Origin of the sequence: Halodesulfovibrio sp., from assembly GCF_025210605.1 — a bacterium.
Classification (GTDB): Bacteria; Desulfobacterota; Desulfovibrionia; order Desulfovibrionales; family Desulfovibrionaceae; genus Halodesulfovibrio.
The window spans coordinates 1-14,958 of sequence record NZ_JAOARI010000010.1; the positions used below are offsets into that span (position 1 = coordinate 1).

Here is a 14,958-nt window from a genome sequence, read left to right on the forward strand (position 1 = left end):
AAGGGCAGTCTCAATTGAGACTGCCCTTTTTTTATTTTTGAAGGCAATGTAAAAAACTCATTTTTGACAATTTTGTAAATATGACAATTTTATCCAAACAAAAACATCGCGTTTTTTACAAAATTGTTAAAAAGCAAAAGTGTCCAAATTGATCTTTTGTAAACAAAACAAGGCATTACATATTTTGGCACAGACTCTGCTATATCTTCAGTAAATTTGAAAAGCAGGAGGTTACTATGTCTGTGTGCAAAAGCACGTTGTCCCGAGTTGGGGCTATTGCGATTATGACAGCTGTTGCGCTTGGCGCAAGCGCTACGTTGGTACATGCTAAAGAAGAAGTGGTGTATCTTACACAAACAAACGCGAACATAGTATGGACTCTGCTCGCCGCTATGCTTGTGATGTTTATGCAGGCCGGATTTACATTGGTTGAATGTGGGTTAACCCGTTCAAAGAACGCTGGCAATATTCTGATGAAGAATATGCTTGATTTCGCCGTAGGTACCATGCTGTTCCTTATGATTGGCTACGGCTTAATGTTTGGCGGAGACTTTTTTGGATTGTTCGGAACTGACGGATTTTTCCTTTCCTTTATAGAAGGTCCATCTTCCGACCGTGATTTTGATATTACGTTCTGGTTCTTCCAGTCTGTTTTTGCTGCTACTGCGGCAACGATTGTATCAGGAAGTGTTGCAGAACGAACTAAGTTTCATGCGTACATTGTCATCAGTGTACTTGTAACAGGACTCATCTACCCGATTTCAGGGCATTGGGCGTGGGGCGGACTTACCGGGAATGCCGGATGGCTCGAATCATTAGGATTCGTAGACTTTGCCGGTTCAACAGTTGTGCATTCCCTTGGCGGCTGGCTGGCTCTGGCTGGCGCTATCGCTGTAGGACCTCGAATTGGTAAATACATGCCGGACAAAAAGCCTCGTGCGATCTTAGGGCACAACATGCCAATGGCAGGGCTTGGTGTATTTATCCTGTGGTTTGGCTGGTTCGGATTCAATGCCGGATCAACCACAATGGCTGACGGAAGCATTGGCTACATTGCACTCAACACGAGCTTAGCTGGTTGTGCTGGTATGATTACAGCCATGTGCACAGTATGGACTCGTTTCGGCAAGCCTGAAGCCTCTATGACCATGAACGGCATCCTTGCCGGACTGGTTGGTGTTACCGCAGGTTGTAGCGAGCTTTCACCATTCGGAGCTATCATTGTTGGCGGTATCTGCGGTTCAGCAGTTGTCATTGCAATTGAATTTATCGACTCTGTACTCTGCGTAGATGACCCTGTAGGCGCTATTTCTGTTCACGGTGTCTGCGGAGCCATAGGGACGCTTGCAGTAGGGCTGTTCGCCTCACCAGAGTTCGGTTCAGCAACTGGATTTTTCTATAACGGCGATCTTTCGTTATTTGGAGTACAGCTTGTTGGAGTCATCGTCTTTTTCGCATGGGCGTTCGGTGTAGGTACCGTTTGCTTTAAATTGGTCGATAAAGTCATTGGATTACGTGTAAGCCGCATAGAAGAAATTAAAGGACTGGATATTACGGAGCATGGCTCAGAAGCCTACAATGGATTCCAGATTTTCAGTGTCGAATAACCTGATCGGAGAAAAACAATGAAAAATGTCGTTGCTTTTATCAGACCGGAACGTCTCCCGCAGGTTAAGCAGGAGTTGTTCGCCAGAGAGCTTTTTGGATTGTCTGTAACCAACATTCTTGGCAGCGGACAGCAGAAAGGATTTACGGAAACCTACAGAGGCGTCACCAAAGAAGTAAACCTTCTCAAAAAGTTACGCATTGAACTTGTTGTTCAAGAAGAACGCCTTAATGATGCCATTGCTGCTATTGAATCTGGTGCCAAAACTGAAACAGAAGGCGACGGAATTATCTACTTCCAAAACATCCACGGAGTAAGGCGCATTCGCACTGGCGAAGAGCTATAATTCTACAGCAAAAAAGGGATTGAGATGTTCCAGACATACCTTCCAGAGCATCACTTCCCATAAAACTTGAATAAAAAAACGGCTTGTTCTGCACAGAACAAGCCGTTTTTAAAATTAACTCTGCCACTCGTTAATACTTCCCTATCCAACCCTGCGAAATGTACGGCAACACAAAACGATTGCGGTACATTACATCTTACGCAAGAAGATTGAGAATGCAGGTACCTACAGCAATACCGAATGCAGGTGGGTCAACGTGGCTGTCACCATGGTTCCAGAAGAGGCGAGCGCCCAATTCCTGAACAAGAGCACCACCAACGGCTGCGACTACGCACATGCCAAGGTTACCGAAGTTAACCCATGCAATACCAGCAAGAATTGCCTGACAATGCCACACAGGCACACGCTGTGCTGTGTCAGTACCAAGCTGCAATGAATAAAGAGAAATAGCTGCAACAGCCCAGCCGATTACAACCTGTGCTGTTACGGTTGCGCCAGAAGTGATGCCTGCTGCTTCTGCATAATTACCAATTGCCATTGCAACACCACCGAACACAAGTCCGATGCCGATAGCATACATAATCATGCGGGAGAATGGCAGCATCCACGGAACCCATGACAAGTTAGTGTCATCGGTACCGAACAGGCCAAACTTTTTAATTGATTCAGGATTACCAAACGGGCTCTGACGAAGGAAGAGTGCGCGAGATACGAATGCGCTGGTAAGAACGGTAAGAGCGACGGTATCCTGTCCAGTCATGAAAGATGCAAACCAAGTGTTACAAAGATGACCGAATACAGCGAAGATACCACCGACAAGCAGTACGTCCCAAGAAGTAGGCATTAATGATGCAATAATATCCTTAGCTCCACCTGTAGGATGATTTTTGCGAATGCCTTGTGCGTAGTTAGCAGCAGCAACGCCAGCTGCGAAACCACCAACGTGTGGGCCGAATACAGGACCAAATCCGATTACGGAGAACATGAAGTCTCCGCCGCCAGCTAAAGCAATCAGACAGCCTGAGAACACAAACAGACCACAAAGTATGAAGGACAACAACCCACCAAGAGCGCCGCCCAAAATTCCTCCACCAAAACAGACTAGTAACGTCGTTAAGCTTAACGGTTCCATTCTGCCTCCACTTTTTGTGCTCTCCCTCTCAGCTTATGTAACAAATCCCCCTGATATGTGGCAGGCAGGGGCATTAAAAGTACATCTAATTAGGCCGATACGAAGGATAACATAGTATAAATGAGATAACGATTTATCGCTTATACAAGCATAATCAATAAAATGCTACTCAAATCCATAACGTTTTAGCTTATTATGCAAAGTTGCTCTAGTAATTCCCAATTTTCTCGCGGTCTTACTTTTATTATATTCACACTCTTCAAGTGTAGCCATAATAGCTTTCCGCTCCAATTCATCGAGAGACATTCCTGTTAAAGCAGTGGATTGCGCAGGCAAAACAGGAGCCTCATTTTCCTTGGAAGAAAGAGATAACGGCAGTTCGCGGGTAGAGATGTACTCTCCCATGGTCATAATCACAGCTCGTTCAATAACATTTTCTAATTCACGCACATTTCCCGGCCAAGAATAGCGGATAAGTGTGTCCATAGCCTGCGGAGCAAGCCCTTTAATTGTTTTGCGGTTCTTGTTTGAATATTTTTTCATAAAGAACTCGGCAAGAAGCGGAATATCACTTTGCCGTTCACGCAATGCTGGCACACGCAACGCGATTACATTAAGGCGGTAATACAGATCTTCCCGAAACGAACCTTGTTCCACTTCTTCAGATAAATTTCTGTTTGTCGCGGCAATTACCCGTACATCAACTTTTTCCACAGTGTCGCTGCCAACGCGCTGAACTTCCCCCTGTTGTAAGGCTCGAAGGAGTTTAGGCTGCAAAGAAACCGGAATTTCACCTACTTCATCAAGGAAAAGCGTCCCTCCGTCAGCTTGAACAAACCGTCCTTCCCTGCGCCTGTCAGCACCAGTAAATGCTCCCCTCTCATGACCGAAAAGTTCAGATTCGAGCAAATGCTCGCTTAGTGCAGCGCAGTTAATGGCAACAAATGGCTTATCAGCACGATTACTGGAGCTATGGATAGCAGTGGCAACAAGCTCCTTGCCTGTGCCTGATTCACCCGCGATAAGAACCGATGCATCAGAAGGCGCTATTGTGCCGATCATTTGCCGCAGCTCTTGAATAACCTCGCTGTTTCCAACCATTCCCATGGTATTGGGTTCCAAGATACTCCGCAGCTCTTCGTTTTCTGTTACAAGGCGGGTGTGATCGAGCATACGTTCCAACGTAAGCTTCAGAACATCAAAATCCAGCGGCTTTGTAAGATAATCGTACGCACCTATTTTAAGCGCTTTAACAGCGGTATCTACCGATGAAAATGCCGTCATAATAAGAATAGGGATAGATGGATTGTACTTCTTAATAAGTTCAAGAGCGGTAATGCCGTCCATTTTCACCATGCGAATATCCATCAAAATAGAATCGTAGGATTTATCCCGCACCATTTCTACAGCTACATCACCATCATCAGCTTCGGCTACATCGTACCCCCAGCCTTTAATAACAGTCCTCAGCATGGAACGGTGCGCTAAATCATCATCTACTATCAATACTTGCGCGCTCATCAGGCATTTTCTCCTACCGGTGACACTGGAATTTCAATAATAAATCGAGCACCTGCATCTTCTTTCGAATCAACACGAATTGTGCCGCCGTGTGCTTCTATAATTTTAAGAACAATAGACAAGCCTAACCCTGTCCCTTGGCTCTTTGTGGTAAAATACGGTTCAAAAATGCGGACTGCATCCTCTTTGCTAACGCCTTTCCCTGTATCTGAAATGGCAAGGGTTACCAGCTGCTCAGTATGGGATAAATCCATTGTAAGCGTACCGCCTTCCGGCATAGCTTCAAGGCTGTTCAGACAAATATTCAAAATCGCCTGAGAAAGCCTGTCAGGATCAACAAACAAGCTTGGTACAGTCTCATCTGTCTGTATATCCAACGCCACGTTATGTGTCGCAGCATCTTGTTTAATTAGTCCGAAACAATGTTTCAGCAATGTATTTAAATCAGTATGGCTACGCCGCAAATCAGATGGTCGTGAAAGATTAATCAAATCAGTGATAACGCGGTTAAGGCGGTCAACCTCATGCACCATAATCTTAGCGGCTTCTCTGTCTTCAGAACCTTCATCAAAACGACTTCCAAAGTAGGTGGCATATCCTTTAATTGAACTTAGCGGATTACGTATTTCATGCGCAACACCCGCCGCAAGGGAACCTACAGCTGCCAGCTTTTCCTTTCGGCGAACCTCTGCTTCCAGTCTGCGAACTTCGCGCAGATCGCGCAATAAGTAGACATATCCAATTGAAGTTCCATCATCCAACCTTATAGCAGAACCACTCACGCCAACGGGGATGCTTTCACCCTGTTTCCCGAAACATTCCACTTCTACTTCTGAAAGTGCTTCGCCGCCAGTTAATTCAACCAGTCGTGCGACACATTCCGGTAACGCTTCAGAAGGCATTTTGCCCACAACACTGCTATCGACCACATTCAACTGTTCCAGTGCCACGTCATTAAGCATGGCAATGCGACCGTCATCGTCCGTAACAAGCAGCCCATCCGGCAGATTATACATTACTTCGTTAGCCAACGCTTCTGAACTCTGCATACGTTTACGTGACTGATGTGCTTTTTGCGACCATGTAAGCGCAAGGAAACCGGCAAGTCCAATCAGCAAGATAAACACTGCATTCACCAGCGCGTGTTCACGGTTAACTTTTTGTGCAGTGGCAAATGTTTCTTCATCCAGACCTATATAAATAACAGGAGCAGGCCCTTTAGGCGGAAACAACTTTCGCCTGAATCTATTTTCTTCAGCACCTAACTGCCGTCCCTCACGCATGTGCCGCATCATCCGGTGCATAGAACCGGTCATACTCTTATGTCTACCACCAGCAACAGGCGCAAACGGTCTGAAATCTTTGTATACAACAAAGGCTTTTTGCGTGCCCTGTTCCATAATACGCCATGACACATGTCTCCCAGGTCGCAGCTGGGCAAGTTGCTGTTCAGAAAATGCACGGGAACCGATTGCTTCAGGATTACTATGTGCTATAATAATCCCTCTAGCGTCTGTTGCCATAAGAAATAAGATACCGGACTGAGTAGACATTTCTTCGAGCATCGTCTGAATTCGGATAGCTCCCTCGCTGTGTCGCGCATCCGTACGGGTTCCCGCTTCCAGAGCTGCAATGATGGATGCCCCTTTTTCTTCATAAAATTTTTCCAGCTGGCGATTTTCCTGTTTAATCCCTCGAATGGTCATAAACGTAATAACCAGACCAAGGATGATAATACCACCGATAAGTAACCAGAGAGAGGCTCCAAAACGGGATTGCATTATCTTTTTCTTTCGAAAATTGGTCTCATTCATAACAGCCCTGTGTATTCTTTTTTTCCAGTGTAAAAAAAATGTACAACCTGCACAAAACATTCTGTCTATTTTTTTTACACCTAAATTCAGTTACATATTGCACAACAACACTGAATACTGAACAACTATTTGTTTTATTTACACTTAATTAAAAATTTTAAGTTTGGCACACGCGTTGCTTTAGAGAAACTAGCAAAACACGAACCATTACTTGATTTTTAAGCATAGGAGTCCGTTATGCGATTTAAAGCATTAAACATGTTTGTAGCGGCAATATGCCTCATGGCAGTTGCTACCACAGCAGCGCTGGCAACAGGGTCAACATGGAATGATCTTTCAAAAGAACAACAGCAAAAATACATGACCCTGCATGATGAATTTATCAAAGAGACTGCTTCTCTTCGTGATGCAATGTGGGCAAAACGAGTAGAACTCAACGCCCTTATGAACAATGAAAATATTGACGCAGATAAAGTTGCAGCTATTGCTCAAGAAATAAATAAACTCCGCGCAGAAATGCGTACTAAACGTGAGCAGTTTGCAGCTACAGTTAAATCAGAAATGGGCATTGAGCCGCTTGCCAACCCACACCGTGGTTCTGGCATGCGAGGGAATTGTCCGGCTGGAATGAAAAGCAATTGCCCTGCTGGCATGAAACGCGGTCATAAAGGCGGCTACGGTATGGGACATGGACACGGTGGTGGACATGGAATGCCATCCGATTGCGGCACAATGCATACACCTGCGCAGCAGTAGAAACTCTATAATTTCCTCATACACTCCGCAATTGTGTCACAACTCGTGGCAGCGAGTCCTTCACCTCGCGTGACACATTGCCTAGTCTACATTCTCTATTACCCTGAGGGTAATTTGAATAAAAGGGTAAAGGTACCCTTTCTCCCCCAGATGGAAAAGCCCTGCACATCTCCTCAAGTGCGGGGCTTTTCTGTTTGCATATCTTTATCTTTTATACCTTCCCGTAATCTCAAATCATTGAGGCACATCTATCCAGCAGTACAATAGTAATTGCACAAAATTACTAACCAGACACACTTTTGGGGAAGATATGCAAAAAAGGTCTACTAAATGGATACTAGCCGCTACCTTGCTTCCCATTGTTGTAGCCTTCGCCTTGCAGTACGAATCAGGCAGGACTTCCGGCACAATCTATGTCGATCAGGTCGAACGGCATCCTGTCACCTTCATTATCAACACGATTGATCCACAAAAAGTTCGGGCAACCTTCGCTCTAGCCAGCACGCTGTACAACAAAGGCATACAAACAACGATACTTTTGGAAGGAGCAGGGGTTACTCTGGTGCACTCCAGCTACGCTGATGAAGAAAAATACGAGGGAGAAATAATCGCCTGCCCTGTTTGCTTAAAAGCACACGGCATCCAGCCACACGAATTACCAGAGACTATTTCCGCTGCTATGTTGGATTCTTTTATAGGAATCCATGCAAATCAAAGCAACCAGATGGCAGAGCAGTAGGGCGGGGACAGCATGCAGCAACGACTACAGTATAGTGCAAAAATACTTTTTTTCGCAGCATACCTCATGAGCTGCTGTATGATCGCAACACCGGTATTTTCTGCAACTCCGCTTCCTTCAGAATTCTATTCACCACAGGACAGATCGGGCTTTGCCTACCTGAACCAAATGACATTTGTCATTCCTTCTGCCAATGCCTTACGTCAGGCTGCACGCACTCTTACTCTTGCAAACAAACGCCAGCGAGCAGGTATTCAGACCGTTATTCTTTTCCAAAGCACTTCCATAACACTTCCTATCCTGCGTGGTGTTCCACAAGGAAGACTGACAACGTACACAGGAGAAAACCCATGTGTGCAACCTCACAGCATGCCCAAGTGCCCGCCTACGGTATCTGACACGGTTCCGCCGCTCATTCCAGAAATAGCTATTCCCAACGCGGAAACCATCTATCTGCCGCTATTACGCCGACTGCTTCTGGAACACGCCTGTCTTGGAGGCAAAATAGTACTATGCCCATGCTGCAATCTGAAACCTTCGAGCAGAATTACATTCCTGCCCCAACAAATTCCGTATAACAAATTACAGCGGCTCAAGAAAAAAATGCAAATTAAGGAGGGATATTATTGAGGAAGGCTATTCATCTTCTTTGAACTGAAAAAGACCACCACGGCATATTGCGCCATTACCGAACTTTTCCCGCACGGCATCCAGTGCTCTATCTAACTGTTGCTGTTTTCGTGTAGCACGTACAACGCCTGTGCAGTCATGCCTCATATGATCGAGCATGTTCAATTGTTCCGCACCGGAATGGTTATAGTTGGAAAGTCCAAGCCCGACCAGGCGCACCGGCTTTGCAAGATCAATGGCATCCAGCAACTCAGCAGCAACCTGATAGATAATCTCTGTGGTATTGGTAGGGTCAGGTAACGTCTTGCTGCGGGTGAGTGATTGAAAATCGCAGTACTTAATCTTCAACGTAATAGTACGCCCCTTCAAGCCCTGCCTGCGTTGGTTTTGCCCTACCCTGTCAGCATGATGCAACAGCCATTTTTTCAGCAACGATTTATCAAGAGTATCTTTGTGTAGGGTGTTTTCTGCACTTTCAGATTTTGCTTCTGTAGAGGTTTCCACAGCCCTGTCGTCTATACCGCTGGAACGCTGCCAAAGAGCAATACCGCTTTTACCAAACCTGCGTTCCCAGAAGTCCTGTGAATATTCGAGCACCTGCCCACAGGTATTCACACCAAGTTCATCGAGTTTTACAACAAACTTTTTGCCCACACCGGGGATTTTTCGCACAGGCAATTCGTGTAGAAAACTGGCAACATCCTGTTCAGTAATGGCATACAACCCGTTGGGCTTATTGAAGTCAGACGCAATTTTGGCAAGAAATTTAACGGGAGCTATACCAATGGAGCATGTAAGCCCCACAGTATCGAAGATATGCTGCTTCATTGTTTGCGCCATTTCTACAGGAGAACCGAAGATATGTTCCGTTCCGGTGGCATCAATATACGCTTCATCGATAGAAGCTTTCTCAATGACTGGCGAGTATGAGTGGAGCACCTGCATAACTTTCTGCGAAAGCTCGCTATACCTCCCTCTTGTACTCCTTGTATAAATGGCATGCGGACACAACTTGCGTGCTTGAACAATAGGCATGGCAGAATGCACACCGTACTTTCGAGCTTCATACGATGCAGCGCACACAACACCACGTTCACCAGAACCACCCACAATAACGGGTTTCCCCCGCCATTCTGGATTATCCAGTTGCTCTACTGAAGCAAAAAAAGCGTCCATATCAAGGTGCATGATGCAGCGTTTCATACACAACATATAACAGAATGCCACACAGGACTGAAGCGCAATCAACATGCAAGTGCCTTCTGTGCACAATCCATAAAAGCCCATTATAATTCAGTATGATAGAAAAATATCATTTTTCACTTTTCTTTTATATAAAGTTAGCATATCTTCTGACGGTTTAAACAATGCCCCATAGCGTGGGGCTTTTCTGTGTCCAACTTACGACCCCTGCCACGCAGGGAAACAGGTGTGCATATGGCTCTAACAGCTTCCTGCTTTGGTATTATTCCCGCCAGATACGATTCCACCCGTTTTCCCGGAAAGCCGCTTGCGCTTATTGAAGGCAAGCCTATGTTCTGGCACGTATATCAACGCGCCTGTTCATGTCCGGAATTCGATAAGGTTGTACTGGCTACTGACGACGAGCGCATTGCACGCGTCGCTCGTGAACTCAATGTAGAATATGTCATGACCCGCAATGACCACCCTAGCGGTACAGACAGAGTTTACGAAGCTGCATGCCTGCTCGGTGCCGGTGAAGATGCTGTTATTGTGAACATCCAAGGCGACGAACCAGCACTTAATCCAATAATGCTCACCGAACTTGTTACGCCGTTTCTTACAGATGGAAACGTGCAGGTAGCGACACTTGCTCACCACATAAGCCCTGAAGAGGCTGCCAGCCCTGATAAAGTTAAAATCGTACAGGCAAACAATGGTGACGCACTGTATTTCTCTCGCTCCCTTGTACCATTCTACAGAGACGGTGAAGAACCAAAGGGATATCTTGGGCATATTGGTTTATACGCATTCCGTTTCGGAGTTTTAAAGCAGTTCACAAAGTGGGAACAGTCCAGCTTGGAACGTATAGAACGACTTGAGCAACTGCGTCTTTTAGAGAATAATGTTCCTATCAGAGTTGTATGCACAGAGCATAAAACACACGGTGTGGATCGTCCTGAAGATATAGACGTAATTTTAAAACTTTTACGGGAGAACGCCTGATGAAAGCCATTTTGGCACTTGAAGACGGCTTTGTACTTGAGGGTCGCTCATTCACCGGACCCGGTGAAACTGGCGGAGAGGTCATCTTCAACACTGGTATGACCGGATATCAGGAAATTTTGACAGACCCTTCCTACGCTGGACAGATGGTATGCATGACATACCCGCTTATTGGTAACTACGGCGTAACTGAAGAGGATATTGAGTCAGGCGGAGTTCACGCTGCGGCACTTATCGTCAAAGAATGCTGTAAAGTTCCTTCTAACTGGCGTTCCGTTGCGTCCCTGCCGGATTATCTTAAACGCTGTGGTGTACTTGGTATTGAAGGTATCGATACACGGGCACTTACAAGCCACATTCGTAAGAATGGTGCCATGCGTGCAATAATATCTACTGAAGAGCTTGATGTAGAAAAATTAGTTGCCAAAGCAAAAGCACTGCCTTCCATGGAAGGACTCAATCTTGTAAAAGATGTTGCTCCTACACATGTATATCGCTGGGATGGAGTTCGTCCTCAAAATGTTGGTCTTGTAGACGGCGTGTACAGTTGGACAGGTAAAGGTCCGAAGGTTGTTGTGTACGACTTCGGCATTAAATGGAATATTTTGCGATTATTGCATGAACAGGGGCTTGACTTACTAGTTGTTCCTCCGTCATTTACAGCAGAGCAGGTTGCATTAACTGGTGCCGATGCAGTCTTTTTATCCAACGGCCCTGGTGACCCTGCCACACTTAAAGATGAAATCACCGAAATTACTAAGCTTTGCGACATGATGCCTGTTGGCGGTATATGCCTTGGTCATCAGCTGCTCGGTCATGCACTGGGTGGTACAACATCCAAGCTTAAATTCGGACATCATGGCTGTAATCATCCTGTTAAAGATTTGACAACAGGGCGCATTGAGATTTCTTCACAGAACCACGGATTCTGTGTTGAACTGGATAGTGACGACGTAGAAATAACGCATATCAACCTTAACGATAATACCGTTGAAGGCATTGCACACAAAACTAAAAAAGTTATTTCTGTTCAGCACCATCCGGAAGCTTGTCCGGGACCTAACGACAGTCACTACTTCTTTAAAAGATTTAGCGACATGGTCAGTGAAGGTCTCAGCAAGTAAGTTCTTTATGCTTCCCAAAGGGGATTTGAATGTCTGCTGAACTGACTAGAGCTCGTACCCAGCTAAGCAACGTTCGTACTTATTTAAAGCAAGATAAAATTCAGATGGCAGCTCAAGCGCTGCACGATGGATTAATTGCTTTTTTAAAGCATCCACTCATGAAGGCTGAAAAGCAGGAATTTGTGCGTTTGCTTGAAGACAGTACTATGTATTTGTCGGCTGCACCGAAGCTTAATGAGATATTTCCTATCGCTCTTACCTACAAAGAGGGTGAGGAGCGCCAGCTTTTAGAAACAGTTAAGGGATTGCTTGCAGAGCTTCAAAAAAATGTAGCTGATGAAGCACAACAAATGCTGGAAGCGCTGGAAAGACAGAAGCAAGAAGAGCTGGAAAAAGGTCAGCATCTGCTTGATTCCGGTCAAAATGAGAGCGCAGTTGCAGTGTTCAACGCTCTGCTGAATAGATTTTCAGAAGATGCGGAACTCAAGAGTGATATCGCTGAACGCTATATCCGTGCCGGAATGTTCAGCGAAGCATATACCAGACTGGCTGAAGCAATTGAACTGTCTCCGGAAAACATCCGCTACTACAACAGTATCGGCATGGCGCTTCGCAAACTGGGCAAATTCAACGTAGCAGAAAAGTACTTTGCTAAGGCTGTGAAAGTTGCAGGAAAAGACCCGCATCTATTCTTTAACCTTGGTCGCGTCTATGTAGACTGGGAGAAATGGGATAAATGCGCAAAATCTGCACTCATGGCACTGAAACTTGACCCAGACTTTAAAGAAGCAGAAAAAATGCTGGCGTTTGCCAAAAAACGCCTTGCGTAGAACGTGAGCTGTGCAAACTGAAAAAGAAAAAACAACTCAGTAACATACTGTAACAGCTATTTTTTTCTTACAAATAAGTACAGATACGAAAGATCAAGAGCAGATAGGTAACACTATCTGCTCTTTTTTTATGCATTGCCCAAGACAACTTTTCTAAATTTTATTTCTTCTATTGACTTTTCGCCGAATCTAACCAAAAGAGCATGTATGAAAAAAAGTTTGATTTTCTAATTATTCTATTTGTGCAAAAAAACACAAAGTTGCATCTTAAATAATATTTGGTCATAAATTCAAACTATTATGCTTGCAAAATTTCGAACGAACCCGACGCCTCCCCGCTAATTTCATCTTTTTTTTTCTATAATACACGCAGATTTGAAATTGAGCGATTTATCAATAAACTTGTATATCAGTGGGTTATTTCTGCTTCATTCTAAACACAGGGTGATTGACATATTTTTCACATTCTTTTACCCAAAAAAAACGGAACACATTTGATTAGAGGTCAACGTAAGTTATGCGAGGAAAAAATGCTGAAAAACGTTACTAGACTTTTCACGATGCTATCCCTCTGGGTTAGCGCAGCAGTATTTGTATCTCCAGTAGGTGCATTTGCTGCGGAAGCTGTTGCTGCCAGCCCTGCTGCCGGTGGTGATGCACATGCATGGTGGTTTTGGCCACTGATTTTGTTGGTTTTCTGTTTTGTGCTTGGTGTAATTGCAGTTCTTGCCGGTGTAGGTGGTGGCGTATTGTACGTACCGCTGGTTTCCGGCTTCTTCCCGTTCCATATTGACTTTGTACGTGGTGCAGGTCTTATGGTAGCACTTGCCGGTGCGCTTGCTGCGGGTCCTGGATTGCTGAAACGTAACCTTGCCAGTCTCCGTCTAGCCCTGCCTATGGCTCTTATTGCGTCCGCCTGTGCGGTGGTCGGCGCTATGCTTGGTTTATACCTTTCACAGCTCGACCCACGCTACGTACAGACTGCTCTTGGTGCGACAATTATGGGTATTTCTATTCTGCTGCTCTGTTCCAAGAACTCAGAATACCCGGTTGTAACCAAACAGGATGCAATCAGCCACGCTCTTGGTATCGAAGGTCTTTATCAGGATCAGGCTACAGGTAAAGAATTTGAATGGAAAACTCACCGCACCTTCACCGGTCTGCTGCTGTTTGTCGTAATCGGCATTATGGCAGGTATGTTCGGTCTTGGCGCTGGCTGGGCTAACATCCCTGTTCTTAACCTTCTCATGGGTGCTCCATTAAAAGTTTCAGTAGCAACATCCAAGTTCCTGCTTTCCATCACAGATACATCTGCTGCATGGGTATACATGAACCAGGGTGCTGTTATTCCACTGATCGCTATTCCTTCCATTATCGGTCTTATGCTCGGCTCTCTCGTAGGCGTACGCCTGCTTGCAGTAGCAAAAGCATCTTTCATCCGTTACATGGTTATCGGCGTTCTCTTCTTTGCTGGCTTCAAGGCGCTTGATAAAGGTCTTGGACTCGGTATTATGGGTTAAGGGAGGCAAGTTATGACAAAAGAAAACGTATGCGTAACAACTCCGGAACAAATGCGTTATGCAATTATTCTGGAACGTGGTGCTTACCTCGGTATCGTAATCATGCTTATTACCTATGCTATCTACGCATTAGGTATCCTTACTCCGCATGTTCCAATCGAAGTAGTTACTCAAAACTGGCATCTTGGTGTTAATGAATATCTGAAAGTAACGAACAGTCCTACAGGCTGGGACTGGTTGGCACTTATCGGAACCGGTGACTTCATCAACTTCATCGGCCTTGCGCTGCTCGCAGTTATGACTATCATCTGCTACGCAACGCTCATTATGCCATATTACCGCTGTGGTGATTACATCTACCTTGCAATCGTTATAGCAGAAATTGCAGTTCTCACACTCGCAGCTTCCGGCATCCTCGGAAGTGGCGGACACTAGCCTGCTACGGTTTTATAAAAAGACGAAGCCCCTGATCGCTACAGATCAGGGGCTTTTTTTATTGATAATGCTCAGTCGGGAGACGCTAAATGTAACCCTACTTACTGTCTGTATTTTTTTACAGGTTAAGAGAAGTCTAAGCAGTGCTGCCGCATACGCGTCAGGATGCCTTCGGCGAGGGGGCGCTGCCCTCCACCCGCAAGGGGGAGCCCCCCATGACCGACGATTAGACGATCACTTATTTCTCTTTATACCTTGGAACGCCAAGCCTTTCGCCAAGCCTTTCGCCAAGCCTTTCGCCAAGCCTTTCGCCAAGCC

Annotated in this window: 14 protein-coding genes; 10 read left to right on the plus strand and 4 right to left on the minus strand. The window is 45.4% G+C overall.

What is annotated here, in order from left to right; translation table 11 throughout:
* The first annotated feature begins 236 nt into the window (after window positions 1-236).
* Together N4A56_RS02950 and N4A56_RS02955 are read left to right on the plus strand one after the other, a co-directional pair.
* On the plus strand, window positions 237-1,607 hold the full coding sequence (locus N4A56_RS02950; RefSeq protein WP_293669835.1) for an ammonium transporter: 1,371 nt from the start codon (window positions 237-239) through the stop codon (window positions 1,605-1,607).
* 18 nt (window positions 1,608-1,625) lie between these two features.
* On the plus strand, window positions 1,626-1,952 hold the full coding sequence (locus tag N4A56_RS02955; RefSeq protein WP_293669833.1) for a P-II family nitrogen regulator: 327 nt from the start codon (window positions 1,626-1,628) through the stop codon (window positions 1,950-1,952).
* 196 nt (window positions 1,953-2,148) lie between these two features.
* Here the strand turns inward: N4A56_RS02955 and N4A56_RS02960 are convergent, their stop codons facing one another.
* The 3 genes from N4A56_RS02960 to N4A56_RS02970 all read right to left on the minus strand — a co-directional run bounded on the left by N4A56_RS02960 (window position 2,149) and on the right by N4A56_RS02970 (window position 6,386).
* Window positions 2,149-3,084, minus strand: coding sequence for a hypothetical protein (locus tag N4A56_RS02960; protein WP_295544962.1), 936 nt, complete (start codon window positions 3,082-3,084; stop codon window positions 2,149-2,151).
* A 165-nt stretch (window positions 3,085-3,249) separates the two neighbouring features.
* On the minus strand, window positions 3,250-4,605 hold the full coding sequence (locus N4A56_RS02965; protein WP_295544964.1) for a sigma-54 dependent transcriptional regulator: 1,356 nt from the start codon (window positions 4,603-4,605) through the stop codon (window positions 3,250-3,252).
* Window positions 4,605-6,386 (minus strand): ATP-binding protein, encoded by a 1,782-nt coding sequence (locus N4A56_RS02970; RefSeq protein WP_295544966.1) that lies wholly within the window; start codon window positions 6,384-6,386, stop codon window positions 4,605-4,607. The genes N4A56_RS02965 and N4A56_RS02970 overlap by 1 nt, the downstream gene beginning before the upstream one ends.
* 270 nt (window positions 6,387-6,656) lie before the next feature.
* Between N4A56_RS02970 and N4A56_RS02975 the strand changes: the two genes are divergently transcribed.
* From N4A56_RS02975 to N4A56_RS02985, 3 genes are all read left to right on the plus strand, one after another.
* Window positions 6,657-7,175 carry a periplasmic heavy metal sensor gene (locus tag N4A56_RS02975; RefSeq protein ID WP_295544968.1) on the plus strand — a complete coding sequence of 173 codons (519 nt, stop codon included), beginning with the start codon at window positions 6,657-6,659 and terminating at the stop codon, window positions 7,173-7,175.
* A gap of 310 nt (window positions 7,176-7,485) precedes the next feature.
* On the plus strand, window positions 7,486-7,914 hold the full coding sequence (locus tag N4A56_RS02980; protein ID WP_295544970.1) for a hypothetical protein: 429 nt from the start codon (window positions 7,486-7,488) through the stop codon (window positions 7,912-7,914).
* 66 nt (window positions 7,915-7,980) lie between these two features.
* Window positions 7,981-8,544 carry a hypothetical protein gene (locus N4A56_RS02985; RefSeq protein WP_295544972.1) on the plus strand — a complete coding sequence of 188 codons (564 nt, stop codon included), beginning with the start codon at window positions 7,981-7,983 and terminating at the stop codon, window positions 8,542-8,544.
* A 6-nt stretch (window positions 8,545-8,550) separates the two neighbouring features.
* Here N4A56_RS02985 and N4A56_RS02990 read toward each other — a convergent pair whose 3' ends face one another.
* Complete coding sequence (locus N4A56_RS02990) at window positions 8,551-9,795, minus strand: DNA polymerase IV (protein ID WP_295544974.1); 1,245 nt, start codon at window positions 9,793-9,795, stop codon at window positions 8,551-8,553.
* 186 nt (window positions 9,796-9,981) lie between these two features.
* Between N4A56_RS02990 and kdsB the strand changes: the two genes are divergently transcribed.
* The 5 genes from kdsB (at window position 9,982) to N4A56_RS03015 (ending at window position 14,640) form a co-directional block, all read left to right on the plus strand.
* Window positions 9,982-10,731, plus strand: a complete 750-nt coding sequence (gene kdsB / locus N4A56_RS02995) for a 3-deoxy-manno-octulosonate cytidylyltransferase (RefSeq protein ID WP_295544975.1) — start codon at window positions 9,982-9,984, stop codon at window positions 10,729-10,731.
* Window positions 10,731-11,855, plus strand: coding sequence for a glutamine-hydrolyzing carbamoyl-phosphate synthase small subunit (gene carA, locus N4A56_RS03000; protein ID WP_293669816.1), 1,125 nt, complete (start codon window positions 10,731-10,733; stop codon window positions 11,853-11,855). The genes kdsB and carA overlap by 1 nt, the downstream gene beginning before the upstream one ends.
* A 29-nt stretch (window positions 11,856-11,884) precedes the next feature.
* The gene (locus tag N4A56_RS03005; RefSeq protein WP_295544977.1) at window positions 11,885-12,685 is read left to right on the plus strand and encodes a tetratricopeptide repeat protein; all 801 of its coding nucleotides are present in this window, start codon (window positions 11,885-11,887) and stop codon (window positions 12,683-12,685) included.
* 530 nt (window positions 12,686-13,215) lie between these two features.
* Window positions 13,216-14,205, plus strand: a complete 990-nt coding sequence (locus N4A56_RS03010; protein ID WP_293669812.1) for a sulfite exporter TauE/SafE family protein — start codon at window positions 13,216-13,218, stop codon at window positions 14,203-14,205.
* A 12-nt stretch (window positions 14,206-14,217) separates the two neighbouring features.
* Window positions 14,218-14,640 (plus strand): DUF1634 domain-containing protein, encoded by a 423-nt coding sequence (locus tag N4A56_RS03015; protein WP_293669810.1) that lies wholly within the window; start codon window positions 14,218-14,220, stop codon window positions 14,638-14,640.
* Window positions 14,641-14,958: the final 318 nt, after the last annotated feature.

What these genes read in the sequence shown, in the direction of transcription:
- N4A56_RS02950 (WP_293669835.1), top strand. Translation starts at nt 237, where the DNA reads ATGTCTGTGTGCAAAAGCACGTTGTCCCGAGTTGGGGCTATTGCGATT.
- N4A56_RS02955 (WP_293669833.1), top strand. Translation starts at nt 1,626, where the DNA reads ATGAAAAATGTCGTTGCTTTTATCAGACCGGAACGTCTCCCGCAGGTT.
- N4A56_RS02960 (WP_295544962.1), bottom strand. Translation starts at nt 3,084, where the DNA reads ATGGAACCGTTAAGCTTAACGACGTTACTAGTCTGTTTTGGTGGAGGA.
- N4A56_RS02965 (WP_295544964.1), bottom strand. Translation starts at nt 4,605, where the DNA reads ATGAGCGCGCAAGTATTGATAGTAGATGATGATTTAGCGCACCGTTCC.
- N4A56_RS02970 (WP_295544966.1), bottom strand. Translation starts at nt 6,386, where the DNA reads ATGCAATCCCGTTTTGGAGCCTCTCTCTGGTTACTTATCGGTGGTATT.
- N4A56_RS02975 (WP_295544968.1), top strand. Translation starts at nt 6,657, where the DNA reads ATGCGATTTAAAGCATTAAACATGTTTGTAGCGGCAATATGCCTCATG.
- N4A56_RS02980 (WP_295544970.1), top strand. Translation starts at nt 7,486, where the DNA reads ATGCAAAAAAGGTCTACTAAATGGATACTAGCCGCTACCTTGCTTCCC.
- N4A56_RS02985 (WP_295544972.1), top strand. Translation starts at nt 7,981, where the DNA reads ATGAGCTGCTGTATGATCGCAACACCGGTATTTTCTGCAACTCCGCTT.
- N4A56_RS02990 (WP_295544974.1), bottom strand. Translation starts at nt 9,795, where the DNA reads ATGTTGATTGCGCTTCAGTCCTGTGTGGCATTCTGTTATATGTTGTGT.
- kdsB (WP_295544975.1), top strand. Translation starts at nt 9,982, where the DNA reads ATGGCTCTAACAGCTTCCTGCTTTGGTATTATTCCCGCCAGATACGAT.
- carA (WP_293669816.1), top strand. Translation starts at nt 10,731, where the DNA reads ATGAAAGCCATTTTGGCACTTGAAGACGGCTTTGTACTTGAGGGTCGC.
- N4A56_RS03005 (WP_295544977.1), top strand. Translation starts at nt 11,885, where the DNA reads ATGTCTGCTGAACTGACTAGAGCTCGTACCCAGCTAAGCAACGTTCGT.
- N4A56_RS03010 (WP_293669812.1), top strand. Translation starts at nt 13,216, where the DNA reads ATGCTGAAAAACGTTACTAGACTTTTCACGATGCTATCCCTCTGGGTT.
- N4A56_RS03015 (WP_293669810.1), top strand. Translation starts at nt 14,218, where the DNA reads ATGACAAAAGAAAACGTATGCGTAACAACTCCGGAACAAATGCGTTAT.